The 26405-nt window shown below is 43.8% G+C and carries 27 protein-coding genes; 10 read left to right on the forward strand and 17 right to left on the reverse strand.

The annotated features are described in order from the left end of the window. The first annotated feature begins 42 nt into the window (after window positions 1-42). The 5 genes from R7M92_RS02280 (at window position 43) to R7M92_RS02300 (ending at window position 4124) form a co-directional block, all read left to right on the forward strand. Window positions 43-351: a chaperone NapD gene (locus R7M92_RS02280; RefSeq protein ID WP_005373535.1), complete on the forward strand. Its 309-nt coding sequence runs from the start codon at window positions 43-45 to the stop codon at window positions 349-351. Continuing rightward, a complete protein-coding gene (napA, locus tag R7M92_RS02285; RefSeq protein ID WP_318132599.1) occupies window positions 348-2837 on the forward strand; it encodes a periplasmic nitrate reductase subunit alpha in 2490 nt (829 codons plus the stop codon). The genes R7M92_RS02280 and napA overlap by 4 nt, the downstream gene beginning before the upstream one ends. A gap of 78 nt (window positions 2838-2915) precedes the next feature. Next, window positions 2916-3371, forward strand: coding sequence for a nitrate reductase cytochrome c-type subunit (locus tag R7M92_RS02290; RefSeq protein ID WP_005389061.1), 456 nt, complete (start codon window positions 2916-2918; stop codon window positions 3369-3371). Between the two features lie 28 nt (window positions 3372-3399). Then, window positions 3400-3978 (forward strand): NapC/NirT family cytochrome c, encoded by a 579-nt coding sequence (locus R7M92_RS02295; protein WP_005373542.1) that lies wholly within the window; start codon window positions 3400-3402, stop codon window positions 3976-3978. Window positions 3979-3989: 11 nt separating this feature from the next. After that, window positions 3990-4124 (forward strand): TIGR02808 family protein, encoded by a 135-nt coding sequence (locus tag R7M92_RS02300; RefSeq protein ID WP_005373546.1) that lies wholly within the window; start codon window positions 3990-3992, stop codon window positions 4122-4124. Between the two features lie 173 nt (window positions 4125-4297). Here the strand turns inward: R7M92_RS02300 and phaC are convergent, their stop codons facing one another. From phaC to R7M92_RS02320, 4 genes are all read right to left on the reverse strand, one after another. Further along, window positions 4298-6073 carry a class I poly(R)-hydroxyalkanoic acid synthase gene (gene phaC, locus R7M92_RS02305; protein WP_132937182.1) on the reverse strand — a complete coding sequence of 592 codons (1776 nt, stop codon included), beginning with the start codon at window positions 6071-6073 and terminating at the stop codon, window positions 4298-4300. A gap of 66 nt (window positions 6074-6139) precedes the next feature. Then, complete coding sequence (locus tag R7M92_RS02310) at window positions 6140-6487, reverse strand: phasin family protein (RefSeq protein WP_005373550.1); 348 nt, start codon at window positions 6485-6487, stop codon at window positions 6140-6142. A 44-nt stretch (window positions 6488-6531) separates the two neighbouring features. After that, window positions 6532-7740 carry an acetyl-CoA C-acetyltransferase gene (locus R7M92_RS02315; RefSeq protein WP_064354871.1) on the reverse strand — a complete coding sequence of 403 codons (1209 nt, stop codon included), beginning with the start codon at window positions 7738-7740 and terminating at the stop codon, window positions 6532-6534. 12 nt (window positions 7741-7752) lie between these two features. Then, a complete protein-coding gene (locus R7M92_RS02320; RefSeq protein WP_005373555.1) occupies window positions 7753-8493 on the reverse strand; it encodes an SDR family oxidoreductase in 741 nt (246 codons plus the stop codon). 739 nt (window positions 8494-9232) lie between these two features. Between R7M92_RS02320 and R7M92_RS02325 the strand changes: the two genes are divergently transcribed. Both R7M92_RS02325 and R7M92_RS02330 read left to right on the forward strand, forming a co-directional pair. Beyond that, complete coding sequence (locus tag R7M92_RS02325; RefSeq protein WP_021035942.1) at window positions 9233-9853, forward strand: LysE family translocator; 621 nt, start codon at window positions 9233-9235, stop codon at window positions 9851-9853. Between the two features lie 15 nt (window positions 9854-9868). After that, window positions 9869-10135 (forward strand): hypothetical protein, encoded by a 267-nt coding sequence (locus R7M92_RS02330; protein ID WP_318132601.1) that lies wholly within the window; start codon window positions 9869-9871, stop codon window positions 10133-10135. A gap of 61 nt (window positions 10136-10196) precedes the next feature. Here the strand turns inward: R7M92_RS02330 and secF are convergent, their stop codons facing one another. The 4 genes from secF to R7M92_RS02350 form a co-directional block, all read right to left on the reverse strand. Further along, window positions 10197-11099: a protein translocase subunit SecF gene (gene secF, locus R7M92_RS02335; RefSeq protein ID WP_054577769.1), complete on the reverse strand. Its 903-nt coding sequence runs from the start codon at window positions 11097-11099 to the stop codon at window positions 10197-10199. Between the two features lie 2 nt (window positions 11100-11101). After that, complete coding sequence (secD, locus tag R7M92_RS02340; RefSeq protein ID WP_154204239.1) at window positions 11102-12940, reverse strand: protein translocase subunit SecD; 1839 nt, start codon at window positions 12938-12940, stop codon at window positions 11102-11104. A gap of 164 nt (window positions 12941-13104) precedes the next feature. Further along, a complete protein-coding gene (locus R7M92_RS02345) occupies window positions 13105-13584 on the reverse strand; it encodes a hypothetical protein (protein ID WP_318132603.1) in 480 nt (159 codons plus the stop codon). A gap of 168 nt (window positions 13585-13752) precedes the next feature. Then, window positions 13753-14421 carry an SH3 domain-containing protein gene (locus R7M92_RS02350; RefSeq protein WP_318132604.1) on the reverse strand — a complete coding sequence of 223 codons (669 nt, stop codon included), beginning with the start codon at window positions 14419-14421 and terminating at the stop codon, window positions 13753-13755. Window positions 14422-14524: 103 nt separating this feature from the next. Between R7M92_RS02350 and R7M92_RS02355 the strand changes: the two genes are divergently transcribed. After that, the gene (locus tag R7M92_RS02355; protein WP_017635183.1) at window positions 14525-15073 is read left to right on the forward strand and encodes a hypothetical protein; all 549 of its coding nucleotides are present in this window, start codon (window positions 14525-14527) and stop codon (window positions 15071-15073) included. Between the two features lie 526 nt (window positions 15074-15599). Here R7M92_RS02355 and R7M92_RS02365 read toward each other — a convergent pair. Further along, window positions 15600-16223, reverse strand: coding sequence for a class I SAM-dependent methyltransferase (locus tag R7M92_RS02365; protein WP_171346086.1), 624 nt, complete (start codon window positions 16221-16223; stop codon window positions 15600-15602). A gap of 5 nt (window positions 16224-16228) precedes the next feature. Beyond that, entirely contained in the window at window positions 16229-16684 is a 456-nt protein-coding gene (locus R7M92_RS02370; RefSeq protein ID WP_005373581.1) for an Lrp/AsnC family transcriptional regulator, read from the reverse strand. 148 nt (window positions 16685-16832) lie between these two features. Here R7M92_RS02370 and R7M92_RS02375 point away from each other — a divergent pair, with 148 nt between their 5' ends. Both R7M92_RS02375 and R7M92_RS02380 read left to right on the forward strand, forming a co-directional pair. Further along, window positions 16833-17759 carry a DMT family transporter gene (locus R7M92_RS02375; RefSeq protein ID WP_017635181.1) on the forward strand — a complete coding sequence of 309 codons (927 nt, stop codon included), beginning with the start codon at window positions 16833-16835 and terminating at the stop codon, window positions 17757-17759. Window positions 17760-17853: 94 nt separating this feature from the next. Then, on the forward strand, window positions 17854-18516 hold the full coding sequence (locus R7M92_RS02380; RefSeq protein WP_054574593.1) for a flagellar brake protein: 663 nt from the start codon (window positions 17854-17856) through the stop codon (window positions 18514-18516). A 2-nt stretch (window positions 18517-18518) separates the two neighbouring features. Here R7M92_RS02380 and R7M92_RS02385 read toward each other — a convergent pair whose 3' ends face one another. The 7 genes from R7M92_RS02385 to R7M92_RS02415 all read right to left on the reverse strand — a co-directional run bounded on the left by R7M92_RS02385 (window position 18519) and on the right by R7M92_RS02415 (window position 26382). Then, on the reverse strand, window positions 18519-19556 hold the full coding sequence (locus tag R7M92_RS02385) for a DUF2955 domain-containing protein (protein ID WP_017635179.1): 1038 nt from the start codon (window positions 19554-19556) through the stop codon (window positions 18519-18521). 12 nt (window positions 19557-19568) lie between these two features. Further along, a complete protein-coding gene (locus R7M92_RS02390) occupies window positions 19569-20627 on the reverse strand; it encodes an HlyD family secretion protein (protein ID WP_005373588.1) in 1059 nt (352 codons plus the stop codon). Between the two features lie 35 nt (window positions 20628-20662). Continuing rightward, window positions 20663-21118: a transcriptional regulator SlyA gene (gene slyA, locus R7M92_RS02395; RefSeq protein ID WP_017635177.1), complete on the reverse strand. Its 456-nt coding sequence runs from the start codon at window positions 21116-21118 to the stop codon at window positions 20663-20665. A 295-nt stretch (window positions 21119-21413) separates the two neighbouring features. After that, entirely contained in the window at window positions 21414-23990 is a 2577-nt protein-coding gene (luxQ, locus tag R7M92_RS02400) for a quorum-sensing autoinducer 2 sensor kinase/phosphatase LuxQ (protein ID WP_262658243.1), read from the reverse strand. Next, window positions 23990-25087 carry an autoinducer 2-binding periplasmic protein LuxP gene (locus tag R7M92_RS02405; RefSeq protein WP_130546375.1) on the reverse strand — a complete coding sequence of 366 codons (1098 nt, stop codon included), beginning with the start codon at window positions 25085-25087 and terminating at the stop codon, window positions 23990-23992. The genes luxQ and R7M92_RS02405 overlap by 1 nt, the downstream gene beginning before the upstream one ends. 330 nt (window positions 25088-25417) lie before the next feature. Next, complete coding sequence (locus R7M92_RS02410) at window positions 25418-25735, reverse strand: GIY-YIG nuclease family protein (RefSeq protein WP_005373593.1); 318 nt, start codon at window positions 25733-25735, stop codon at window positions 25418-25420. Next, on the reverse strand, window positions 25732-26382 hold the full coding sequence (locus tag R7M92_RS02415; protein ID WP_318132607.1) for a YceH family protein: 651 nt from the start codon (window positions 26380-26382) through the stop codon (window positions 25732-25734). Before R7M92_RS02415 ends, R7M92_RS02410 begins: the two co-directional genes overlap by 4 nt. Between the last annotated feature and the right edge of the window lie 23 nt (window positions 26383-26405).

Raw genomic sequence — 26405 nt, forward strand, 5'->3', positions numbered from 1 at the left:
ATGTCGTCGGCCAAAGGCAATAAAAATAAATGAGAGAGCTATATGTCACTAAATGAAGTGCATATTTCAAGTTTGGTAGTACATGTGCTGCCGGAACATTTGGACGAAATCAAACAAAAGATAGAAGCACACGAAAATGCGGAAATCTATGGTGACAGTCCTGAAGGCAAGATTATCGTCGTACTTGAAACTGAGAACCAAGGTTTCATCACAGACACTATCGATGCCATTAACAATTTACCGAACGTCTTAAGCACGGTATTGGTTTATCACCAAATCGAAACTGGGCTTGAAGAAACGGATGAAGAAGACACTGGAACACAACATTCCCAAATCGAGGGTGAAGTATGAAAATGACAAGACGTGCGTTTGTGAAAGCAAACGCGGCTGCATCAGCTGCTGCTGTCGCAGGTGTGACACTACCAGCATCTGCAGCCAACCTGATAGCAAGCTCTGATCAAACCAAAATCACATGGGACAAAGCACCTTGTCGTTTCTGTGGTACAGGCTGTTCTGTTCTTGTTGGCACTCAAAACGGCAAAGTGGTAGCAACACAGGGTGACCCAGAAGCACCAGTAAACAAAGGTCTGAACTGTATCAAAGGTTACTTCCTTTCTAAGATCATGTACGGTCAAGACCGTCTAACTCAACCGGTGCTACGAATGAAAGATGGCAAATTCCACAAAGATGGTGAATTTACACCTATCTCTTGGGATGACGCTTTCGACATCATGGCTGAGAAATGGAAAGCTTCCCTCGAGAAAAAAGGCCCAACAAGCGTAGGTATGTTTGGCTCAGGCCAATGGACAGTAATGGAAGGCTACGCTGCATCAAAGTTAATGAAAGCAGGCTTCCGATCAAACAACATTGATCCAAACGCTCGTCACTGTATGGCTTCTGCCGTTGTAGGTTTCATGCGCGCATTCGGTATCGATGAGCCAATGGGTTGTTACGATGACTTCGAGAACGCAGACGCTTTCGTTCTTTGGGGCTCAAACATGGCAGAGATGCACCCGGTTCTATGGACTCGCATTACTGACCGCCGCCTAAGCCACCCTCACGTTAAAGTGAACGTGCTTTCTACTTACTACCATCGTTCATTTGAGTTGGCAGACCACGGCTACATTTTCAATCCTCAGTCTGACCTTGCAATTGCTAACTTCATCGCAAACTACATCATCGAAAACGATGCAGTAAACTGGGACTTCGTGAACAAACACACGAACTTCACTCAAGCAGACACTGACATCGGCTACGGTCTACGTGACGATGATCCGCTACAAAAAGCAGCGAAGAACCCGAACTCTGGCAAACTCACTTCTATCTCATTCGAAGAGTACAAGAAATCAGTAGCGCCATACACAGTAGAGAAAGCATCTGAAATCTCTGGTGTTGAGAAAGAGAAGCTTATCGAGCTTGCGAAGCAATACGCGGATCCAAACACGAAAGTGATGTCTCTATGGACAATGGGCATGAACCAGCATACTCGTGGTGTATGGATGAATAACTTGGTTTACAACATCCACCTACTAACCGGTAAGATCTCGACTCCGGGGAACAGCCCATTCTCACTAACGGGCCAACCATCAGCATGTGGTACCGCTCGTGAGGTTGGTACGTTTGCTCACCGCCTACCAGCGGACATGGTGGTTGCTAACCCTAAACACCGTAAGATTGCAGAAGACATCTGGAAACTGCCAGAAGGTACGATTCCACCAAAACCTGGCTTCCACGCCGTATTGCAAGACCGTATGCTGAATGACGGCGTTCTGAACTGTTACTGGGTTCAATGTAACAACAACATGCAAGCCGGTCCAAACATCAACACAGAACGTCTTCCAGGTTACCGCAACCCAGAAAACTTCATCGTTGTGTCTGACCCATACCCGACAGCAACAGCACAAGCAGCAGACCTTATTCTTCCTACCGCAATGTGGATTGAAAAAGAAGGTGCTTACGGTAACGCAGAGCGTCGTACCCAAGCTTGGTACCAACAAGTGGGCACAGTCGGTCAAGCAAAATCGGACCTTTGGCAGCTAATGGAGTTCTCGAAACGCTTCAAAATGGAAGAAGTGTGGCCTGAAGAGCTTCTAGCGAAAGCGCCTCAATACCGTGGTAAAACAATGTACGACGTACTTTACCGCAATGGTAACGTCGACAAATTCCCTATCGAAGAAGCTCGTGAACTGAATGACGATGCTCACCACTTCGGTTTCTATGTTCAAAAAGGTCTATTTGAGGAATACGCAACATTTGGCCGTGGTCACGGTCATGATTTGGCTCCATACGACCGCTACCACCAAGTACGTGGTCTACGTTGGCCTGTTGTTGATGGTAAGGAAACACAGTGGCGCTTTAAAGAAGGTTCAGACCCATACGCGAAAGAAGGTTCTGGTTGGGACTTCTACGGCAATGCTGATGGCAAAGCGAAGATCATTTCCGCGCCATACGAAGCGCCACCAGAAGTACCGAACGATGAATTTGATATGTGGTTATGTACTGGTCGTGTTCTTGAGCATTGGCACACAGGCACCATGACTCGTCGTGTACCTGAATTATACAAAGCAGTACCAGACGCAGTGTGTTACATGCACCCAGAAGACGCAAAAGCACGCAATGTTCGTCGTGGTGAAGAAGTACTCATGGCAAACAAACGCGGTGAAGTACGCGTTCGTGTTGAAACTCGCGGTCGTAACCGTCCGCCAAAAGGCTTGGTATTCGTACCGTTCTTTGATGCACGTATTTTGATTAACAAGCTTATCCTAGATGCGACTGATCCACTGTCTAAACAGACAGACTTTAAGAAGTGCCCAGTCAAAATCACTAAGATTGCTTAACCTTCAGATACTGAATGCTACGGCCGTCATTATGGCGGCCTAATAAAGAATTTAAGCCATAAAGGCGGAGATGAAATGATGAAAAAATTACTTGTCGCAGTTTTATCTGTAGGTGCGTTAGTGACAGGCATTGCGCAAGCTGAGTTGGATAATCCAGGTGGTATTGGTGGTCTAGAATCTTTACGTGGAATGTCTCAATTGGAAGATACGCGTCCAGCAGACGAGTTCAAAGACTTCCCTAAAGATCAAATTGTTGAAGACAGCTATGTTTATCAACCACCGTTGATCCCACACAGCATTCGTCACTACGAAATTTCGTTAAATGCTAACAAGTGTCTTGCATGTCATAGCTGGAAAAATGCAAAAGAGTCAGGTGCGACTAAAATTAGCGTAACGCACTATGTAAACAGAGAAGATGCGGTACTGGCAGATATGTCTCCTCGTCGTTACTTCTGTTTGCAATGTCACGTTCCACAAACGGATGCAAAACCACTAGTGGAAAACGAGTTTAAGGCAGTCGATTCGCTTCAGTAATTGAAACGCGAGTACTAAGAGGTTACTTATGAAAATACTTAAAGCGTTTTGGAAGAGACTGTCGAGCCCGAGTAAAGCTGCCGCTGGTGTGGTTTTATTTCTAGGCTTCGCTGGTGGCCTTCTATTTTGGGGCGCATTCAACACAGGTATGGAAGCAACCAACACAGAAGAATTCTGTTCTGGCTGTCACGCGCCGATCGTTGCTGAAATTCAAGAAACAATTCACTACTCCAACCGATCTGGTGTTCGTGCGATTTGTTCAGACTGTCACGTTCCTCATGAATGGACGGATAAGATCGTTCGTAAAGTACAGGCATCTAAAGAGCTATTTGCACATTTCGTAACGAAGACGATCGATACGCCAGAGAAGTTCCAAGAGCGTCGTGGACACCTCGCAGAACGAGAGTGGGCACGTATGAAAAAGAATGATTCTCTTGAATGTCGTAACTGTCATGAGTTTGATTTCATGGATTACTCTCAGCAAGGATCACGTGCGGCAGAACAACACTCCACCGCTCTAGCTTCAGGCGAGAAAACATGTGTAGACTGTCACAAAGGTATTGCGCACAAACTACCCGACATGAGCGGTGTTGAAGGCTGGCACTAAGGAGACTTACCATGAGTACATTAGAATCTGTAATTTGGCATATCCTTGGCTACAGTGCTATGCCAGTGATTATTCTTTCCGGCTTTGTGGCGGTAGCAGCAATCTCTCTCTGGCTGCTGTCATTTGGTAAGGATAAAGAGGTGTAACGTAACGCATCTCTACTCGTCAACTAGCCTATTTGTTGACACTGAGCGCCGAGCAAATGCTCGGCGCTTTTTATTTATTGCTCAATGGTACTGCCAACAATAAATAAACAAGCAATCATACATAAAAAAAGCGACCATAAAGGCCGCTAAGATTTACTGCTATAGGGAGTTGTTTAAGATTCTTTTACTGGCAGAACCTGTTTGACGTATTGTCCTGGCGCTTCATCAATAACCGGATGGTTTTCTGAGCCAATAGGGAAAGGCTCAACTTGCTCTTTAGGGTTGAATTGGAGTAACCACTCGTTCCAGTGTGTCCACCACGATCCCTCTTTGTGTTCCGCGTTATTCAACCACTCATCAGCAGAGTCATCCAAATTATCGTTCAACCAATAACCATACTTATTTTTAGCTGGAGGGTTCACGATGCCCGCAATATGACCAGACTCACCGAGGACAAACGTTTTGTTACCACCCGTGTTCAGCGCACCACGGTAAGTTCCCTGCCATAACGCAATGTGGTCTTCTTTCGTTGACACAAAATAGCTAGGAATTTTGATCTTATTTAGATCAATCCATACTCCACCAATTTTGACGCCTTTATCTTGCACCAGCTTGTTCTCTAAATAGAGCTCACGAAGCAAGAAATTATGAGACGCGGCACTGACGTTGGTGCTATCGCTATTCCAGTACAACAAGTCGAAATCAACCGGACTGTTACCCTTCAAGTAATTGTCGACGTAGTAGTTCCAGTACAAGCTGTTTTCACGCAGTAAACTAAACGTCACGCTTAAGGAACGGCCGTCCATATACCCTTTTGCGTTATTTTGCGCTTCAATTGCACTAACAATGGCGTCATTGATATACGCGCCGACTTCACCTGGTTGAGAGAAGTCGAGCAACGTGGTGAAGAAAGTGGCAGACTTAATGCGCTTCTTCATACGTTTTGCAGCGTAGTACGCAACCGTGCTTGCTAAAACAGTACCACCAATACAATAACCAGCAGCATTGATTTGCTCTTGTCCTGTTATATCTTCAATTGCAGCGACGGCTTTCACTACGCCTTCTGTCACGTAGTCACCAAACTCTATGTGCGCTTGTGCCTTGCCTGGATTGCGCCAAGACATCATAAATACACTGTGCCCCTGCTCTAACAACCATCGAACCATTGAGTTCTTTGCCGTTAAATCAAGGATGTAGTATTTATTGATGAAAGGTGGGACGATGAGCAGCGGCGTCGCATTCACTTTCTCTGTTAGAGGTCGATATTGAATCAACTCAAACAATTCGTTTTGAAAAACCACATTGCCCTGTGTCGTCGCAACGTCATCTCCCACGCGGAATGCATTGTTATTCGTCATACGAATTTTTAAAATGTCTGCGCTCGACTCAACGTCTTCTTTCAACTGCTCTAAGCCTGCCAGTAAGTTTTGACCGTTTTGCTCAAGTGTCAGCTTCAAAAGCTCTGGGTTAGTGGCGATGAAGTTGGAAGGAGAAAGGGCGTTAATGGCTTGGCGAGAGAAAAAAATAATACGTTCTTTCGTCTTTTCATCTAAGCCTTCCAAAGACTCGATGGTGTCCAGATAGGTCTTACTAAATAAAAGGTAGGATTGTTTGATGAAGCTATACATGGCTTGATTTTGCCACGCTTCGTTTGAGAAACGCTTATCCCCTTTTTCAGCTTCGACGATTTGTGCTTGGTTCCCTGCCAATGCAACATTCTGCCAAATTTGCAGCTGCTTTTCCCACCACTGTGCTTGCAGCTTTAAAATCGCAGCAGGCTGATTCGCAGCTTGTTCTAACAGTTTGGCAGTATCCTCAAAGTTCACTTCTTGCATGGCCTTGTTTAAAGGAGAGTTCACGACTGCCTTGTTCACTTCGAAATCATGCCACCACTGATGATTGGTTTCCTGAAGCTTCACAAGATAGTCCGAAAAGAAGTGTTGAAACATAGTCTTACTCCTATATTCGGAAAAAACAACGCCGCCCAAATCTAGGGGCGGCGAGAATCGGACAAATTACGCTGGAGTAACAGTCTTTAGATTTTCCGAAGTCATTTTCTCAACGTCTTCTTTGAACTCTTTTGCAATAGCTTGAAGCTTGTTGCTGTCATCCATCATTTGTTGAGAAAGTTTAGTAAGTACGCTTAGTTGCTGACTGTTGAAAGCAGTCAATGACGTTACGTCTTTGATTTCTGTCGCTGCTTTCATCTGGTTTAGACCCACTTCACTGTATGTGCGAATGGCGTTCAATTGAAGCTCGGTCAACACTTCTACGTTTTTTGTCACTAGCTTGTTGAACTTCAAGTAAGGTTCTAGATTTTTTTCAGTTTGATCGCTAAATGTTTTGAAGAAATCTGTGTACATGGTTTGTCTCCTAGAGAAAGAATTAAAAATGTCCGTTTAAATAATTACTTAACTGTCTTTACAACCACAGCCGTGCCCATGCCGCCGCCCACACAAAGTGAAGCAACGCCATATTGACCATTTTGCTTATGAAGCTCGTGAACCAGCGTGACTAAGATTCGGTTGCCAGAAGCACCAAGCGGGTGTCCTAGCGCGATAGCACCACCGTTAAAGTTCGCTTTATCTTGAATCGCGTTAACTGGAACTTGGTTTGTTTCCGCCAACTGATGAATCACGCCAAGTGCTTGCGCTGCAAATGCTTCGTTTAACTCGTAAACGTCGATGTCGTGTACACTGAGTTCCGCTTTTGCGAGTGCTTTATTGACGGACTCAACAGGACCTAGGCCCATGATCTTCGGATCAAGACCCGATTGCGCATAGCTTACGATCTCAGAAAGCGGCGTTAATCCATGCGCTTTAACTGCGCTTTCAGACGCCACGATAATCGCACTCGCGCCATCGTTAATGCCTGATGCATTACCCGCAGTCACAGTGCCTTCGCGGTCAAAAGCAGGACGTAGCTTGCTTAAGGCTTCCATTGTCGCGTTCGCTTTTGGGTATTCATCCGTATCAAACATCACGGTTTCACGGCGTTGCTTTACTTCCACTGGCACAATTTCGTCTTGAAATTTGCCAGCTTCGATAGCGGCTACCGCTTTCTGTTGGCTAGACAGCGCGTATTCGTCTTGCTGCTGGCGAGTTAAGCCGATTTGTTTTGCTACGTTTTCTGCCGTCACACCCATGTGATATTGGTTGTAAACATCGGTTAAACCGTCCGCTACGAGCAGATCTTTTAGCTCCAGATTGCCCATTTTGTTGCCATCACGAATGCTGCTTGGTGCAGCAAACGGAATCTGCGACATGACTTCAACACCCGCTGCAACAACGATCTCAGCATCGCCACTACGGATATGGGACACGGCATCCATGACCGTTTTCATGCCACTACCGCAAACCATGTTTACGCCATATGCAGGAACAGATTCAGGAATCCCCGCAAACAGTGCCGCTTGGCGGCCAACACCCATTCCTTGACCTGCACCAACAACGTTGCCAACAATCACTTCGTCAACCTTGTCGCCAGGTAACTTTGCCGCTTCCAACGCGCCTTTAATCGCTACTGCTGCCAGATCGCCAGCAGAAGTATTTTTCAGGCTGCCACCAAAAGCACCAATTGGAGTACGCTTCGCCGCTACGATAAATACTTTTTCCATCATCTTCTCTCCTTAGTGCATGTATAGGCCGCCGTTCACCGACAAAGTCTCTCCGGTGATGTAGGCGCCTGCATCGCTGACCAAGAAGCTCACTGATGCTGCAATTTCTTCTGGTGTCGCAAGACGTTTCATTGGAATTTGGTTCGTGATGGATTCCAGCACTTCTGGCTTCATTTGCTCAACCATTGGCGTACCCGTGTAACCCGGAGCGATAACATTAACTGTCACACCCGAGCGAGCACCTTCGTATGCTAAGGCTTTAGAGAAACCGATCATCCCAGCTTTCGCCGCCGAGTAGTTTGCTTGACCAAACTGCCCTTTAAGACCATTGACTGAAGAGATATTGATGACACGACCACCGCCTTTTTCGCACATTGCAGCAAAGAGGGGTTGTGTAACGTTGAATAAACTATTGAGGTTGGTATTGATGACATCATTCCAAGCTTGCGCAGTCATCTTTTTAAACACGCCATCACGTGTGATTCCTGCGTTGTTGACAACAACATCAATGGTTCCTTCCTCCCCAAGCAATTGCGCCAATTTCTCTGCACACTCTGTCGTGTTTGTTACATCCAACTCAAAAAGGCGAACCTGATCTTTGGTAAACCCTTTGCTGTTGAACCACTCCAGCGCACATTCGTAGTTACCTGTGAAATATGTAGCAATTACACGGTAACCATCATTAACTAATTGAGAGGAAATAGCAGAACCAATTCCGCCTTTTGATCCAGTGATCAAAGCGACTTTCTTCATTGAAGACTCCATTCTTAACGGCATTTAAAAAGCAAACTTAATACACTGATGAAATAGTTCACCAACTGACGTGTTTATTTATTCTTTTGACAACCAATCCCGTGCTGCCTTTATTTTAAGTTAACCTAGAAATATTACATTTCAAATAAAAAACTCACCCAATTGCATAAGATTGATTTAGATCTCATTACCCGTGAAATGTTATAAAATGGTTAATTTTACATAAGTCATTGTTTTAAATCACACTTCCACAAAAGCCACACCAACAGAAATAGAAACATAATTATTAAATATCATGCACTTACATACAGAATGGTAGACGTTACATTATGTCATGATTTAAGATCTGAATTTTAAGCCTATATGATTACAACAAACTTGAGATTAGAATAATAATTCAATTATCAGTAAAAATAATTATCAAACATATCATTTAATTACTGCATTTAATGATAATTTAGTTATCAATTCGATTATTTTAATACAGTGATGATTAATACCGATAAAATATAATAAATTAAATATATTTAATCTAAAAATGATATAAGATCTTGTCTCATACTGGTGCAATACGCACTATTATGACGCATAGATTAAAATATAATTTCATTTTAAATTTATATATTCGAAGAACATCAACTAGCTACTAGTGAAAGTAATCGTTCGCTTTGTAGTAGCATCCTTTTCCACTTTGCACTATCTTTGTGGCTTCTCTTTAATCACTAAATCATCAACAGATATGAATCTTGCATTGCTCAGTATGTTCATCCCTACTTTCTTTTTTGTCTCAATCACGCCTGGTATGTGCATGACTCTCGCCCTAACGTTAGGTATGAGTATCGGTTATCGTCGCACGTTATGGATGATGATAGGAGAGCTTCTCGGTGTTGCGCTGGTGTCAGTCTCTGCGGTGTTAGGTATCGCTGCGATTATGCTCAATTATCCTTGGATGTTTATCGCGTTAAAGTTCATTGGTGGCGGTTATTTACTCTATCTTGGTGTTGAAATGTGGCGATCGCGAGGGAAACTTGCGATTAATGTCGACAACTTAGAAACACCAAAGAGTGACAATATCGCACTTATCATGCAAGGCTTCGTTACCGCAATCGCAAACCCAAAAGGCTGGGCATTTATGATTTCTCTTTTACCGCCTTTTATAGACCAAAACGCAGCGCTTGCACCGCAACTGATCATACTTGTCTCCATTATTTTACTGTTTGAGTTCATTTGCATGTCTCTGTACGCTACTGGTGGTAAAGGGTTGAAACACGTATTAGGTCAGTCTAAGAATGTACGTCTAATGAACCGTATCGCAGGCACTTTAATGATGGGAGTTGGTGTCTGGTTGCTACTAAGTTAAGGCAAACTGGAAACAATGAAAAATATTCTGAATAAAATCGCTAAAGTCATGGGTGAAGTATTGGACTTTCAAGCCCGAGTTTGGGTTGTGAACGTCTATAGCGGTGAGCATAAAGGCGAGTCTTATGTCGTTAATGAAGATGCTTTCTCTGTACCTCTTCAGTGGATGAAGAAGAAAGGCTACCAAGAGCCAATGTTGAATAAAGTCGAAGCAATGAAGCGCTCACAGATCTTAGAGTTCGATTTGGGACGAGTAAAACATCGTCTGATGCGCGTGAAATAAGCACAAAAAAAGCGCCACTCAAAATGAGTGGCGCAAGCACTTTTACCTTAAAAGAACGATGCTATGGCGCAGCGTCGATCTCAACAGGCAGATAATGTTTCGGCTCCAGTTTCAACCACTCTGGCAGCACGGTACCAATCGAAATCGATGACCATGTACCAGACAGAACACCAATAAACATCGCGGTTGAGAAACCAGCCAAAGGCGCTCCTCCCATAATCCATAATGCACCAACAGTGATCAATGTCGTACCAGATGTCACCATGGTGCGTGAAAACGTCGCGATAACAGCTTGATCATTGATGTCTTCTGTTTTCCAACTCTGTTTCGCAATCAACAGCTCACGGATTCGGTCTGCAATGATGATAGAGTCATTCAATGAGTAACCTAAAATTGCTAACACCGCTGCAAAAACGGTTAAGTTGAACTCCATTTGAGTAACTGCAAAAAAACCAAGCACTAAGATCACATCATGGGCCAAAGCAAACAGTGAACCACTGGCCAAACGCCACTCAAAACGGAAACACAAGTAACCGAGAATACTCAACACACAAATCAACAATGCTAAGCCACCTTGTTCAAACAAGTCTTGGCCAACTTGAGCGCCAACTATACTGTTGCTGACAACATCAACTTGGTGAGAGATTGGCTTCAACACCTCTTCTACACTTGGCAACGTTTGTCCATCTTCCGGCGCAGAGTAACGAATCACCCAACGGCCATCTTCACCAGAGCGTGTCACTGACGCAGATTCACCAAGCTTTGGTTGCAGAACGTCAAGCAGATCATGGTTAGTTAGCTGCTTATCTACCTTTACTTCTGTCACCATACCGCCAGTGAAGTCCAAACCTAGGTTCAACCCTTTAAAGCCTAGAGCGACGATCGCGATCACCGTTAAAATGATGGAAACTAGCGTAGTAAAGTAGCGAATTTTACGAATATTTTGTTTTAGCATTTCGACCATGATTAAACCCTCACATCACGACGGGCATCGCGGCCCCAAATTAAATTGATCATTGCTCTAGAGGCAAATACGCCTGTAAACATACTGGTTAACAAACCTAATCCGAGTGTTAAGGCAAAGCCTTGGATTGGGCCATTACCGATGGCGTACAAAATCACGGCGGTGATCATGGTAGTAATGTTGGCATCAAGGATGGTCGAGAATGCGCTGTCAAAGCCAAGATCAATCGCTTGAGCGAAGCTGCGGCCTTCACGCATTTTGTCCTTAATACGTTCAAAGATAATAACGTTGGTGTCTACTGCCATACCGACGGTTAACACTAAACCGGCAATACCCGGAAGCGTTAGAACCGCTCCTGGTAACAAGGCGATTAAGCCAAGCAAACAAAGCATGTTGGCACAAAGCGCCACGTTTGCTACCCAACCTAAGCGGCGGTACCAAAGTGCCATAAAGGTCAGTGTTAGTCCCATACCTAAAGCCAGTGCTGCAAAACCGTTTTCAATGTTTTCTGCACCCAGAGAAGCACCGATTGTTCGCTCTTCCACAATAGTAACCGGCGCGGTCAGTGACCCCGCGCGAAGCAATAGCGCCAACTGCTGCGCATCGTCCATGCTACCTGCCCCAGTAATACGGAACTGGCTACCAAGCTGAGATTGAATAGTCGCGACGCTGATAACGCGCTCACTACGCTCAGTTACACCGCGATCGTTTGTTTTGTATTCACGGTAAACGGTCGCCATTGGCTTGCCGATGTGAGTTGCTGAGAAGTCACTCATTTTCTTACCACCAGCGTGGTCAAGAGAAATATTGACTTCTGACATGCCCATTTTGTCGACACCAGCACGAGCGTTCACGATGTGCTCGCCCGTTAGAACTGGTCGTTTTGACAAAATCACAGTACGACCATCATTATCTTGAAGAACAAGATCTTGGCTGCTGTGTGCTTGGCTCGCATCTTTCACTTCATAAAACGCCAAGCTTGCTGTTGCACCAATAACGTTTTTCGCTTGAGCAGGATCTTGTACACCAGGGAGCTCAATTCGAATGCTCTCTTTACCTTGGCGTTGCACTAGTGCTTCTGTGATACCAAGTTCTTCAATACGACCACGCATGATCTTCAGGTTTTGTTGAAGAGTCGACGATTGAAATTCTTGGATATTTTGTTCACTCGGTTCAAGCACAAAGCCACGAGATGAACTTTTTGAAATCCAGCCCGGGTAATTTTGACGCAAGAACTTGTTCACTTCCGACAATGCTTGCTCGCTGTCACTGTTTACCGTAATTCGGTTGCCGCTTTCTGCTCGAACTTGCACACCACGAACACGTTGATCACGTAGGTTCGCTTTGATTTCATCAATCAATGCATCACGTTGTTCTTCAAACGCTTTATTCACATCAACATTCAACAAGAACTGAACGCCACCACGAAGGTCAAGACCGAGCTTAATTGGGCTAAAGCCCATCTCATTCAACCATTCTGGCGCAACCGATACGTATGAGAAAGTGATGCTGTCGTCTTTATTTAGCTCTTTGTTTAACAACGCACGAGCTTTACTTTGCGCATCTTCACCATCGAATACAATGGTTGTTTTGCCGTCTTTTTCGATGATTTTGTCGGCTGAAATATGGTTGGTTTTTAGCAGTTGATTCAGATGAACAACCGACATTTCACTGTTGTTTTGCTCCGAAAACGTCAACTGGATAGAAGGCTGTTCGCCAAACCAAGTTGGTATAGCACTTAGGGTTAAAATAATGACCGTCGTGATTAATACTACATATTTCCAAGCTGAGTAGTGATTCATCAGCTTTCTGTTCTTTTGCTGCTTTGGTGTTTTTTTCATGTAAACATCATCCCTTCACGATGAAGTGAAGCTTTTAATAACAAGGCTTAACACACGACAGATGCTCCCAGAATAAATTCAGGGTATGAAATGCTCAGAACGCTCACGTCCTGTCGAATACAATCGTCGTGTTAAGAGTGCACAATGGTGCAAATAAATGGTGTTTAGGCAGAAAACTGACTATTGAGTGCGACGTACATGGCATTGGTCTCTTTCCAACCAGAAATGCGATGATCGCTTGTGAAATGATAAAATGTGGACTGGTTGTGACGCCAGTTAATGTCCATCAAGCTGTATGCGTAACCCGCATCAGCGTAAAACGGAGTAGTGAGATCGCCGACAAAATCTACGTGCTCGTCATCAAGCCCTTCCCGTAAGTAAGACGTCCAGCGCTGAGAGTTAAACAAAGCAACGGAATCGAGACTTGCATGGCCTTCAGATACTGGAGATTGAGAGCTTTCTTCTGAAACTTCAGAAAAATCGACGGAAGAGTTTGGCGATACACTTACGGCTACAAAAGGTTGTAGCTTAGAAAAGTGCGGTACGTGAGCCTTGTGGTCGATTTGCGCAGCAGATACATGCACTGGTAGCAATACCATTGCACATAGCAGCAAAATCAACTTTCTAAGGTAAATCCAAGGCATAGGAACTCACTAAAAACACAAAGAGCCAAGTTAGGTCACTTGACTCGTTGATAGTATTCCTATTGATTATGGTTCACAACTAAAAAGTTATAAATCTCTGATTTCAGGTTTGCATCGTTATTGCATTTATCAAAACGTCTTTAGAGAACTAGTGTAATTGGTCGTGAGTTATTGATAAAAAATATCGCCCTTATCAACATCTAAGTAGATCTTGTTCTCTTGCTCCAAACCGCCACAATAGATGAAGTAAACGTTGCGCTTTTTGAACGTCACAGAACGAACCCAGCCCCCGAGCTCCTCAAAATCACTCGGATCACAGGTTTCATCGTCTAACAATTGCTGTGTTTTCTTACGGAAAATATCCAAGTGAACTTTTAAATCATCCGATTTCTGTAGGTATTCATCTAATATCTCTAAGCGCTCTTGCTCTTTAATAACTGGCTCTGCATCAGATAACCCTTCAGCATTCAACCATTCGGCTTTTTCTTCACCACCCTCTTCATAGACAAGATAGCCGGAGATTCGGTACCACCCATCTACTTTTTCTAACACCGATACTTTTTCTCCCTTATAGAGCGTATCGACAACTAAAGCATTAAGGTTAGGCTTGTTGTAAACATTGACACGACGCTCAATGACGTAGTACTCGGTAACTTCCGGGGGAACGGCTTCTAAATCCAGAATCGGTTTGGATGTTTCTTTTTGCAGTGACGATTGCTCGACTTGTGTAGCCTTTGGTGCTTCAGGTTCATCTTTCTGCATAAAGAAGAAATAGTATCCAGCCCCCGCTCCGCCGAGCAACAGCATGACAATCAATGCGACGAGAATTTTCTTCATGCCCTTTTCCTTTTCATTCTTTATTCTTATCCCACCAGCAGCACGCATGTCGTAGAAATTTGGGTATATACTCAAAAGAGCAGGTCAACTAACGCGAGCAATAATGATCAACAGACTCAATTGGATACTACTATTTCTTCTGTTCCCGATAACGGGGCACGCCAATATTCAATGTAACCCATCGTCGTGGAATGACAATCTTACCCAATTCAATCGTTTAGAGTCCAATTACAATCAGCATGTTGAGGTATTCAATACACTTTTGACCGAACATAAACAGCGTCAGTTATTGTCCGAAACCTTTTCACTGCATGAGCTCGTGCTACTTTGGCGTGCCAAGTCGAACCAAAATGTGTTCAAAGCGCAATTAAAAGCATCGATTCAATACAAAGAAGAGCTCACAACTAAAGCGAATCAGCTGCTTAAATTGAGCACACAATCCCAATGGTCAGCAAATGGGTGGGAGATACTGGCCCAGAAGTGCCGCGAGTCAAACAAAACAGCCAATCAAATAACTGCGGAATGGTATAACACCAACGCTTTGGAACTTGCTGAAGATTACAAGCGCCTCTCTTCACAATATCAAACTCTGTCACAAGTCTATGATAAAGAAGCTCGAGCGCTTCAATACGCTCAAGATGTTTCGAAGTAAAAACAGAGCCAGTTTTGAATAGACGATGTTTGTTTTTTACTCCAATATTGGACGTTATTCGTGCTTTTTATCTTTCCTTAGTCCTGAATGATATCAAATGTAAATAATGGGATTGTTCCCTTTGACAAACTTGACTAAACCATGACCAAGACAATCAATTTATAGAGACATACGTCACATTAATGCTTTACTTATGGACATTTTTTGGTTAGTTTAGCCATTAATAAAATTTAATAAAAAGTCACATTTGGCTGGAGATGATGCTACAAACATGGTTATCAATCGATTAAGTAACAGGGAATGTCCTAATGCTACCAAAGCCAAGTTTTTGTCAGTAGTTAGGCACGTAAAAGAGTTCGGTTCAATCAGTGATTTGGATCTTTGTAAAATCTTCGGAGAAACAATATGGAGTGATGGGAGGGAATACCATTCAGCCGCTTTCTCATTCAAGGTTGATAGATACACAGGTAACTGTGAAATCTCACAATACAAAAACCAATAAGGCTTAAGAATTTATAAGGCGGAGTCAGGAAACGGACTCCGCTTTTTTGATCATGGCAATCGTAAAGTCGTGCTCGGAGTACCCCTCAATCAATCGTGTATTCGGACACAGCAACCGACAATAGCGAAAGACACCTTCTTTATTGTGCGACGCTAACATTTTCATGCTGGGTAGTTTGGATGCATCCAACAAGTTAAACACACAACCTTTCTCTGTCGCTCGGTACATTTTATCAATCATTTCAATGGTATGATTTGGGTTGGTGGATTGATAGTTCAATGATCCGGAAGCAAAAACAAAGTCGCAACGAGGCAATACCAACGTTGAAAAGTCGCCACATATAAACTTACTTTGCGTACGAAAATCTCGTTTTCTGGCTTCAGAGATAAACTGTTTTTGCTGATCAATGCCAATATAGCTTTGAGGAAGCCCCCCCGTAAGTTCGATAAACGCTAACAAGTCTCCGTAGCCGCACCCAATATCTAAAATACTTGAACCGTCTAACGTTAACCCTCGGCACAACGCCTCAAAACGGCTGATCTGACTATACTTATCTGCCCATCCCAGAGTTCGGGCTCTGTCTTTACCAAACTGTCTATATCGCTTTCGATGATAGTGGGCAATCTTAAGTCTATCGAAAAATTTCATCTTTCTTATGCATAAATCGGCAAACTGCCATTTCCTTTCACTTGTCTAATCGCCAGGTGGGTATGAATATCTTTCACATTTTCTAATCGCTGTAACTTTCTAGTAAATGTTTCATAACCAGCGAGATCTTTACTGACCACCTCTAACAGGTAATCATAGGCCCCTGATACGACATGGCATGAGATCACTTCATCCATCTCAACAACGGCATGTTCAAACTCATCAATCGAAGAAGCTTGGTGGTTATTTAAACTCACTTCAACAAATACAGTCATCGCGATGCCTACAGTGTCTCTGGACACAATAGCTCGATAACCACTTATTACACCTTCCTGCTCCAAACGCTTAATGCGTCTTGCACAAGGTGATGCCGATAGCCCTACTTGGTCAGCAAGTTCTGCCGTTGTCAGAGTGGCATCCTTCTGCATTAGGTTGATAAGTTGCCTGTCAATTTTATCCATCTATTCTTCCATGCCTTTAATCACCAACAATTAACACTTATACGCAATTTATCACCAACATCAAGCCTAATTACGTCAAACTTTGCCTCCCTTTGGCAAGAGTTTTATTCAACAATTAACACATCATTTACAAATGGACATGTCGATAATGATCTTGGGATACGCAGCTATATTAACGACCTTACTGCTTTGGTCTGGTTTCTTTATTTCTTTAAAAGGGGGCGCAATTTCTGCCTTGCAGCCAGCCGATATCGCGTTAGTTCGCTTTCTAATCCCAAGTATAATTTTATTACCATTTGTGATTAAGCATAAACAGTCGCTGCGCGTAGTGCCTAAACGCTACCTGGTTGGTGTTGTGGTTGGAAGCGGCCTTCCCTATCTTCTGGTCGTCGGAACGGCTATGCATTTCGCTCCAGTGGCGCACGGCAGTGCATTAGTACCTGGCACTTTGCCATTGTTTGTTTCTGCTATCGCGGTACTTTGTTATCAACAGTCGCTGAGTGCTCACCGCTTAATCGGGCTTTCTACGGTGTTGTTAGGGATTTTCGTATTCCTTCTTTCTAATAGCGGCGCAGAGTACAACTGGTCTCAGTTGCAAGGGCATATCCTGTTTCTAACTGGCAGCATCATGTGGGCTGCTTTCACCATCAGCGCTCGTGTCGCTAATCTTAATGCACACGTCTGTGCAGGATTCGTTGCAATCGCGTCTTTGGCTCTACTCATCATCGCCGTTGGTTTCGGGTGGGTAGACAGTTATTTGGTGGTAACACCGTTCAGCCAGTGGCCATGGGAGGAGTTATTTGGCCACGCGATGCTACAAGGTGTTGGCGCAGGTTTAATCGCTTCTTTCACTTTCATTTATGCAATTAGGATCATCGGTGCCGAAGCCAGCGCTGCTTTTGGTTCATTAACTCCAGTCGTCGCGACACTTCTTGCCGTTCCAATTTTTGGTGAACAACCAGATTCTCTCACTTGGTTAGCGCTGATGTTGGTCACATGCGGCAGTATTGTGGCAAGCCAAATCTTTATGAAAGGTGGAATGAGCCAAACTTATCGCCCACCACTTCACAGATAGCGATGATTTTACAAAAACTTATGCCTTACTATCTTGAATAACAAAATGGCGTTTTGATAGCCTCAGCTTAACTAAAAATTAAAACGCCAATGTGATGCCAGCCACTCATACTAAAGATGAACTGCATAGGTTTCTCAAACCGGGAATGAAACTTTCTACTAATTTCGAATTTGGGCCTAAGGATCAATATACGTATTCCACCACTTATCTTGGGATGAAAGAAAATGCTTATTTGATTCTTGATATACCAATGCGTTTGCTTGAAGAGCAAGTGATGAGAAAACTCCCCAACGCCGATATCATAGTGCGTGGTGTATCAGATACGGAGTTAGGCCATGTCATTGCGTTTAAGTCCAGCGTGCTGACGACGACCGTTCGACCATCTCCCCTTTTATTTATCCGCATTCCAGGAACATTTGCAACCAAACCAGTTCGGGAACATGAGCGTTACAAGTTGCAAATGGACTGTAACGTTATTCATGCAGGGAATGTCTACTACGGTAGCCTTATCGATTTTTCTCTAGCAGGTGTTGGTATATCAACCTTGATTGAGCCCGAATTCAACGTGGGTGAGAGTGTTACCATCGAATGCCCGTTAAGCCACTATATCGGAGAAGAAAATCGATGTGTCATTGCCAACATTAAGAAATTGGTGAAGGGATGGGTAGTTGGAATTAAGTTTGCTAGTTCCATTGAGATGACTCACGAACTAAAAACAGAGTTACTGGAGCAATCCTTTCTAACCAGTAACGTCTGAACTTACTGCTCGCTAAAGCGCGTCGCCTCAAAGCTGTTGAGTATTCTGTGAACCGTATAGGTCACAAGCAGCGTCGCAACAATAGCAAACAAAATACTGCTCACGCGATACAGCGCACTGAACATTAAGTCACCATCCGGAGTAAGATATTGGCCGAACAAAATGCCTAATGTGGTTAAACCGCCAAATCCGGCTCCCGAACCGCTAGACTCTTTCACGTGCATATAACTGAACATCATTGCACCAATCCAAAGCAATGGGACGATAAACAATAAGGTATCCGACCAATCGTATAATACAAGTTGTCCGACGATACCAAAGGTCACCCCCATCAAGGTCCCCATTGCTCTTTTTCGCGCATACCCTAAAGCACCGTTCCAATGCATAGGAAACAATAAAAGTAAGGTTGTCGCCTGAGCAGACATAGAGTCACTGAGGTCAAATAGCTGGAATACAAGGAAAGACATTGTAGCGATACTCGCCCCCATAAGGGCTTCATGACGCATGCGATGACTCTGTTTAGGCTGCGACGGTTTCGCTGGTGGCTGACGAGGTTCCGCATCGGGAATCAAAAATGTCACCACATAAGCAACGATCACTGAAATAACATTCGCTTGCAGATTGCTAAATATTAGGTCATTTAAGTCAGTGGTTGGATAACTCGCAAAATGCAGCATGATGCTTAAGCTCAGTACGCTGTTCGCTCCAAATAAGAATAAGCTCCCTTTTGACATACAGGCGAATTTATACAGAAACAACCCGAATGCAATGATTGTCATCATGCCAGGGTGCCCACCAAATAACCCACCAAGAACACCAACTTCTAATCCACAAACAACCGCTGAAAAAATCAGTTGTCGTGCGGCATGTAGACTCATGACTGGCACCATTCCAAGTAACAGCATCGGGGTTACAGTAAAGAATACGCCATAGTTCCAACCAAATACTTTACATAAAGTGAAACCAATGGTCGCACCAGTTGCAATGCGCAAACACTGACGGAAGTCGTTTTCCGACATGGGGTGGTCCCATAACTTCATATCGCCTCCTCGTTAATAAATATAATGAAGAAGACTCAAGAATTGGATCTGGCACCTCGCTAACCAGCCAGATAATGCGTTTTCTGGCAACAACTGCACGGTTGCTCGTGCCCCTGCTGGAAATGCGCGCTGCTGAGGTTCATCGATAGCTAAATGTAAACGTAAGCGCTGCGCGTCTCTCACCCAACGGTTTGAGTCAGTTGGTGTTGCTAAGCGGCCATCCGCATCGAATTGACCCGAGCTGACCCCGGCATCCACACTCGTAATACGAGCTTCAAATACATCACCAGGTAAGCTATCAAAAGCCACTAACGCACGGCTGTTCTGATTAAAGTGTCGTAAACTCTTTTCACGAAAGTCGGCAATGATATCCACGTCATCGGAGACTAAAGCGACAAGAGGTGTACCAGCTGCTGCATAGGCCCCCGTCTCCAGCTGCAAGTTAGCGACAACGCCATCATGTTCCGCCGAGACTTGAGTGTAAGACAGATTAAGTTCCGCTTGTTTTAGCTGGTTTTGCGCCACGCGGATATTCACATTCGTCGCGCCTAAATCACCGCGGTTTACTTCCAACTCTTTTAAACGAGCACGTGCGGCCAGTAAGTTCGCTTTAGCTGCCGTTGCGCTGCTCTGTGCGTCATCGCGCTGTTGTTGCGAAGTACCATTACGGTGAAACAGGGTATTAAGACGTTTCGCTTCGCGAACTTTTTGTTCCGCCACGATTTTGCTCGCTTCAACGTCTGCTTTTGCCGCCGCAATAGAAGCATCAAGTTGTTCGTTGTTTTGAATCACACGCTCAAGGTTAAGTTGAGCCTTTTCTACGGCGAGCTGATAAGGCTGGGGATCAATCTGAAATAGTAGATCGCCTTGGCTTATTTCTTGGTTGTTGGCAACATAAAGATGTGTAATCTGCCCACTCACACGGGGGGCCACTTTAGTTACCACACGCGTTGCCATTGCCTGAGGCGTCAACGGCATGGCGAGATCTGCAACTAGAAAATAGGCAAAGACAAGGACAAACGCGACGCAAGAATATTTGATCCAACGTGCGAATTTTTGATCTGGAGTCATAGGCGTTTACTTCTCTTTTTATTCGGTTTTCTGACTTATTCGCTAAGTGAATCAAGCGCATTGTGAGCAATCTGATCAAGAATCAATGAAAGCTGCTGAAGTTCCTGGTCGTTGATGTCCGTTAGGAGCTTGCTTCGAACTTGAAGAATTCGAGCCTCCATTTGCTTTAGTAGGGTTTTCCCCTCTTCTGTGAGGCTAACAATACGTGCTCGCTTATCGTGTTCACAGCAATGGCGAACGATCAGAGATTGCTCTTCTAATAATTTTAATGTTCGCATCAACGACGCTAACTCGATCTCAAGCGCTTCAGCCAAATGCTTCTGACTGATGTTGTCACCCATTCGATAAAGCTTCCATAACGCAGTCCAACGCGGATACGTTAGGTTTAAAGGCTCTAACTCGCGATCTGCAACCATTTTCCACAAACGAGCAACACGAGATAATTTTTCAGCCAGAGAAAGGTCTCGCAAACTGTTGATGTCTTGAATCATAAGAACTACTCAATTACTTAGCGTGCTAAGTAATATAAAATAGTTAGCACGCTAAGTAAATATTTTTTTGTGATTGAAATCACATTGGGTGTGTCAGTGAAGGGGCAGAAATCTAAGTAACACAACACGATGTTTGAATTTGAAATGCAGCGATGTACACAACAAACGTCGAGACCAATAAAGTCTGATTTGTATAAGAGTAAAAGGGTCAGATACAAAAAAGCACAACCCACAGTCATGGTGTTGTGCTTTTCAGATAATGAATAATTGGGTTATCTCGTAGTGAGCCAATTATTCATGTTCGCTCGACTAAGAACCGCTGCTTAAAATCCACAAATGCTTCATGGAGCGCATTTTCTTTAATCGGCTTGAGAAGCACGTAATTCGCACCCGATTCCATAAAGGCGTCACTGGTTTCTTTCGCGGTGTCAGCAGTACACGCATAAATTGGCGTGCCTAGTTTTAGCTTTTGTCGGATCTCTTTGGTCGTTTCAATTCCACCAAGATGCGGAAGTTGGTTGTCCATCAGTATCAAATCGTAAGTATGATCTTTTAAGAATTCCATTGCTTCTAACCCATCTTTCGACCAATCAACCTGCATTTTGTACTTGTTACAAAACGCTTTTAGAATGAATGCGTTAGTATGGTTATCCTCTACCAACAACACTTTGAGACTCTCTGCAAATAGTTCACCTGGCTTAACTCGCAAACTCGAATCAAGAGGGGTGAGTACTCGCTCACGATCTTTCACTGGCATTGTAATGACAAAAGTCGTTCCTAAGCCTTTCTGACTGCGGACTTGAACATCACCTTCCAGCATGTCGACAAGGCTCTTCACAATGGTCAGCCCTAAGCCACTGCCACCGTATTCTCGAGTCGTTGTTGCTTCTTCTTGAACAAAAGGTTCGAACATTTGGTCGAGTTTGTCAGACTCGATGCCGATACCTGTATCCGTAATTTCCACGACCAGTACACTATTGTCAGCGCCATAGAACTGCTCAAGTTCCGCATGCAAGCGCACGCTACCCGAGGGCGTAAACTTTACTGAGTTACTGACTAGGTTGAATAAAATTTGGTTCAGACGAACTTGGTCAGTAAAGATTTCAACATTGGGATCTATTTTGTTTTCAATGACAAGGTTGACGCCTTTACTTTCACAAATAGGACGATAAATGTTTTCTAACGTTCGAATTGTATCAGTGAAAGAAAACGGGTGCTTTTGGATATTAAACTTACCCTGCTCAATCTTCGAAAAGTCCAAAATATCATTCAAAACAGCAAGTAAGTGCTCACCACTATGTCGAAGTACGTCAATTTGGTTATTCTGCTCTTCTGTTTCCACAGAGTCTTTTAGCAATTGAGCAACCCCTAAAATTCCATTGATTGGCGTTCGGATCTCATGGCTCATTTTAGCCAGAAAGTCGGCACGGGCTTGAGCAGATTTCTCTGCTTCTTTGCGCGCCAAGTTACTCTGTTTTTCCGCCTCAATTAGCGTGGTTATATCCTGACCTTGAACAATAATACCGCTAATATCTCCATCAACTCGAATCGGCGATAAGTTCCAGCGATATACTTTGTCTCCAATTGGCACATTAACGCCTGTCAACGTAGCTCCCTGAGCCGCCATGCGAAGGTGTGGCATCAACTTTTCTTTGAAACCTTTGAACACTGGGTGCATGGTTTCAATATCGTTTTCCATGACTAACTCTTTGCGTGCTGCCGGATTGATTTGGACAAGCACACCCGATTCAGACCACACCATAATAGGAGATAACGCAAAGTTAAACAGGTCGCGGAAAGAGCGCTTTTGTGCTTCAAGCTCTTCAAAAGTGTTTTCTAGTGTCGAACCAATATGATCGAATTCCTCAATATCTGACCCCTCAAAACGCTCAAATCCTTTTTCTTCACGAGCCGAGCGGGTATATGCCATCAGGGATCCTAACTCTTCAACTACTCGATTCTCGATCCATTCTTTAGTCATTAGCGCAATCATGACCATACCGATAACTGAGGCTAGCATTGCTAGCAGGTGTTGGATTTGCAATGTCACCACGCTCTGATTGTCTTGCACAGTAAGCAAGCACAAGTCAGTCTCGGCGGCATTTACCTCAATAGGGGTTTTGATGATCAATAATTGGTCAAGCTTGTGCTGGGACTCTCGTCGTTTGAGTACGTCAAATATTTGATAAGCCTCATCTCCTACTAATGAGCTTGCCAATGGTGTGTTGTTAGCGACCAACACAACATTGTCGACGTTGCCTTCATTTTTTAACCTTTCCATCAACCCAAAGTTATTATCTAAAACAACAACATTGTAAGAGTACCCCATCACTTCACCGGTTTTAGGTTGTAAAACGGGTACACGACGAAGTAAAAGATGACGAGTTCCCATCGGGGTCTGTGAGGGTAGATAATACCAGTTGTTGCTAAAGGTCACTTGACTGGCAAGTCGGCTAAGTATCAGGTTGTTGATGCCATAGAAATGCGCGTTGCCATCGTCCCAAATAATACCTTGATGATCGGTTAGGAAACGAAACTCTGGTGTATGGGAAGGATCACTCTGGTCAATACTCATGAAAAAGTAATTGAGTGCCTCTTCATCACGTTCTGTATAAAAATCCAATACAACATCACTTTTCGAATTGCTGTTGTGATGAATCTGAATCGCTGCAAAATGGCTATCAAAAATGTTCAGGATCAGGGCAGAGGTCTGCTGCTTGGTTCGGTCGACTTCCTGCCAAATAATCTGCTTCGAGAAGTAATAACTCTGGACAAAGATGCCTAGAATGATCGGAGCAAGTACGAGAATAATTATTTTGGTAATAAGCGTCGACAGTGAGCGACGCTTTCTTGTTTTTGATGTAGTTGTCATCAATTATCTGAGTATCTAAATGCACGTTTTCTTAATGCTTCAATTCTTTCTGGAGAGTCCGATTTGGTAACGACTTCAAAATCACCAGAGTAAACGGTGGGAACTGGCTTTCCTTCTAAATCCCACTTAATGGCCTCAGCCATTGCAATACCTGTATCATCGTTCATACGCATAACGGTAACGTCTAACTCCCCTTTAGAAAGCGCCTCTAACTCTGCTGAACCGCCGCCCCAACCATTGATCATGACATCATCACGACCTAACTCTTTAAGAGCGTCAACAGCACCTAATGCTACATCGGTAGAACACGCGTAAATGAAGTCAACGTCCGGATACTTCTCCAAACTGGCTTTTGTAGCTTCATACCCAGATTGCTTTGTTGCTTTGGTGTAGTAAGCAGATTGTAGTTCAAATTGATTATCGCGGTTCACTTGGTTGATAAAAGTGTTGCCTCTGATGTCACTAATGTAGCCCTCTGAGAAGTAGAGAACACTATAGTGGCTATGTTTAGGGAAACGCTTGCCAAACTCAACGGCCAATTCACGACTTCCTTCTGCGTGGTCGAAACCAACATAAAGAAACGGCTGATGATGTTCCCAATCCCTAACAGGTGTGGTGATATTTTGTAAAATTAACTTGGTTTTCTTTGAATCTAAGACATGCTCAACAAACTTACGATGTCTTGTGGTATCTAGAGTAAAGATCAAGTAATCGGAGTTGCTTTTCAGCGCCTCCATTAAAGACAAACTTTGCTGCTTTATATCTGCATTAGGACGAGTAAACACTTGATTTAGTTGATAGTCGATATCAAGCTTATCTAGGCGTTTTTCAAACGCATCGATGTTTCGAATCCAATAATCAGAGATCTGCTGCCCTGGATAAACAACAGAAATTTTCAGTGGACGCTTTTTGTCTTTTGCTACGGGTACAGGGGTTTCTCTTACCACTTCAGCCAACGCACTAGTTAACTGCTTCTGTTGTGGAAACTGGTCTAAAAACTCTTGATATGCCCAATACCCATTAAGAACTTGGGTGGCCTGCACATTCGGCGCAAAAGCGGCCATTGAAATCAGGGAGAATACTAACGCTTTTTTCATCTACTGCTCTTTTAGCTTTTTTATGAGCCTAATTCAGCTCTATTCATTACCTAGCCGAGTCATCCTATACTCTTGTAATCTACCTTTCTCTTAGTGCCTGTTTCAATAGTAAATTGGTTCTTGGTCTGAGTGGATGCAAATAAAGTACATTGAGTCGCTTCCTTTGTCTCGATGACGTAGAGACATTTCGCGCTTTTCATACTCAGGACCTTTAAACAGAACACCAGCCCATTATGCGTCAGTTTATTCCTACATGGTACTCCAAAAACAAAAAGAAACCGCCAATGTGACATAGGCGGTTTCCGTGTATCTTTGCGTAGCAAGGGCTTATCAGAGTGCCACTATCTCTAACATCATTTGTTGATGTTCGTCGACGACAATATTTGCTTTTGACATAACGAGCAGCTCTTTTTTCGCTTTAGTTAGTTGCTTAATATAGTACTCTGCTCGCATGGCAAGCGTCTTTGAGTCAAAATCCGATGACCATTCCAATACCAAAGGGCCTTTTCCCTTCAAAGCTTTCGCTCCTTTTCCGGTTTGGTGCTGATTGAATCTTCGTTCAACATCATTGGTAACACCACAATACAACGCGTTGCGGTTATTTCGTATCAGGTAGACACTCCAACGCTGCGTTGTATTTTCCATCATGAAAGCAGTGACTCAACCTTAGTTTTTAATTCATCCAGCTCTTCTTTCAGCTGAGCGACTTCGAGCTCTAGCTGACTTACTCGATCGGAGCTCGAGCTTGCAGCAGACACAGGCGCAGCAAGTTCGGACGCATCAACATCACCACAGAACAAATGCATATAACGCGACTCCCGCTTACCAGCCTCACGTGGCAATTTGACCACTAATGGTCCTTTCTCTTCACTTGCTAAATGCTCAAGGACCGTTTCCACTTCTTTTACATCATGAAATGTCGCGAGACGATTAGTACGAGTACGAATTTCCCCAGGTGTTTGAGCACCGCGCAAAAGCATACAGCATACAATGCCCTTCTCCTGCTCTGTCAGCTTTAAATCACCAAATTCCGTATTACAGAAACGGTGTTGATACTTGCTGACGCGGCTGTTGAACGCACTTTCGTCACTGACGAGCCTGCGCTCAATAAGAGCATCAACGGCATCGAGTACGTCTGACTCAGAGAGTGACATCACGGGATCACGGTTGCTTTTTTGATTACACGCGTTGGTTAATGCGTTCAGGCTGAGGGGGTAAAGATCTGGGGTAGTGACTTCTTTTTCGATCAAGCAACCAATAACTCGTGCTTCAATTGCCGTTAGCTCAACTTTCATAATGCATTTCCTTATTATTTTTG

It is taken from the genome of Vibrio sp. Vb2880 (genome assembly GCF_033337975.1).
Lineage (GTDB): Bacteria > Pseudomonadota > Gammaproteobacteria > Enterobacterales > Vibrionaceae > Vibrio > Vibrio alginolyticus.

Excerpts from the sequence above, each read along its gene's own strand:
- R7M92_RS02365 (WP_171346086.1), bottom strand. The coding sequence starts at position 16,223 with ATGAAATTTTTCGATAGACTTAAGATTGCCCACTATCATCGAAAGCGA.
- R7M92_RS02350 (WP_318132604.1), bottom strand. The coding sequence starts at position 14,421 with ATGAAGAAAATTCTCGTCGCATTGATTGTCATGCTGTTGCTCGGCGGA.
- R7M92_RS02295 (WP_005373542.1), top strand. The coding sequence starts at position 3,400 with ATGAAAATACTTAAAGCGTTTTGGAAGAGACTGTCGAGCCCGAGTAAA.
- R7M92_RS02370 (WP_005373581.1), bottom strand. The coding sequence starts at position 16,684 with ATGGATAAAATTGACAGGCAACTTATCAACCTAATGCAGAAGGATGCC.
- R7M92_RS02310 (WP_005373550.1), bottom strand. The coding sequence starts at position 6,487 with ATGTACACAGATTTCTTCAAAACATTTAGCGATCAAACTGAAAAAAAT.
- R7M92_RS02280 (WP_005373535.1), top strand. The coding sequence starts at position 43 with ATGTCACTAAATGAAGTGCATATTTCAAGTTTGGTAGTACATGTGCTG.
- R7M92_RS02325 (WP_021035942.1), top strand. The coding sequence starts at position 9,233 with ATGAATCTTGCATTGCTCAGTATGTTCATCCCTACTTTCTTTTTTGTC.
- R7M92_RS02300 (WP_005373546.1), top strand. The coding sequence starts at position 3,990 with ATGAGTACATTAGAATCTGTAATTTGGCATATCCTTGGCTACAGTGCT.
- napA (WP_318132599.1), top strand. The coding sequence starts at position 348 with ATGAAAATGACAAGACGTGCGTTTGTGAAAGCAAACGCGGCTGCATCA.
- R7M92_RS02405 (WP_130546375.1), bottom strand. The coding sequence starts at position 25,087 with ATGAAAAAAGCGTTAGTATTCTCCCTGATTTCAATGGCCGCTTTTGCG.
- R7M92_RS02385 (WP_017635179.1), bottom strand. The coding sequence starts at position 19,556 with ATGAAGTTATGGGACCACCCCATGTCGGAAAACGACTTCCGTCAGTGT.
- R7M92_RS02320 (WP_005373555.1), bottom strand. The coding sequence starts at position 8,493 with ATGAAGAAAGTCGCTTTGATCACTGGATCAAAAGGCGGAATTGGTTCT.
- R7M92_RS02345 (WP_318132603.1), bottom strand. The coding sequence starts at position 13,584 with ATGCCTTGGATTTACCTTAGAAAGTTGATTTTGCTGCTATGTGCAATG.
- luxQ (WP_262658243.1), bottom strand. The coding sequence starts at position 23,990 with ATGACAACTACATCAAAAACAAGAAAGCGTCGCTCACTGTCGACGCTT.
- R7M92_RS02315 (WP_064354871.1), bottom strand. The coding sequence starts at position 7,740 with ATGGAAAAAGTATTTATCGTAGCGGCGAAGCGTACTCCAATTGGTGCT.
- R7M92_RS02290 (WP_005389061.1), top strand. The coding sequence starts at position 2,916 with ATGAAAAAATTACTTGTCGCAGTTTTATCTGTAGGTGCGTTAGTGACA.
- R7M92_RS02330 (WP_318132601.1), top strand. The coding sequence starts at position 9,869 with ATGAAAAATATTCTGAATAAAATCGCTAAAGTCATGGGTGAAGTATTG.
- R7M92_RS02355 (WP_017635183.1), top strand. The coding sequence starts at position 14,525 with ATGATCAACAGACTCAATTGGATACTACTATTTCTTCTGTTCCCGATA.
- R7M92_RS02380 (WP_054574593.1), top strand. The coding sequence starts at position 17,854 with ATGCCAGCCACTCATACTAAAGATGAACTGCATAGGTTTCTCAAACCG.
- R7M92_RS02415 (WP_318132607.1), bottom strand. The coding sequence starts at position 26,382 with ATGAAAGTTGAGCTAACGGCAATTGAAGCACGAGTTATTGGTTGCTTG.
- R7M92_RS02390 (WP_005373588.1), bottom strand. The coding sequence starts at position 20,627 with ATGACTCCAGATCAAAAATTCGCACGTTGGATCAAATATTCTTGCGTC.
- phaC (WP_132937182.1), bottom strand. The coding sequence starts at position 6,073 with ATGTTTCAACACTTCTTTTCGGACTATCTTGTGAAGCTTCAGGAAACC.
- R7M92_RS02410 (WP_005373593.1), bottom strand. The coding sequence starts at position 25,735 with ATGATGGAAAATACAACGCAGCGTTGGAGTGTCTACCTGATACGAAAT.
- R7M92_RS02375 (WP_017635181.1), top strand. The coding sequence starts at position 16,833 with ATGATCTTGGGATACGCAGCTATATTAACGACCTTACTGCTTTGGTCT.
- secF (WP_054577769.1), bottom strand. The coding sequence starts at position 11,099 with ATGGTCGAAATGCTAAAACAAAATATTCGTAAAATTCGCTACTTTACT.
- secD (WP_154204239.1), bottom strand. The coding sequence starts at position 12,940 with ATGAAAAAAACACCAAAGCAGCAAAAGAACAGAAAGCTGATGAATCAC.
- slyA (WP_017635177.1), bottom strand. The coding sequence starts at position 21,118 with ATGATTCAAGACATCAACAGTTTGCGAGACCTTTCTCTGGCTGAAAAA.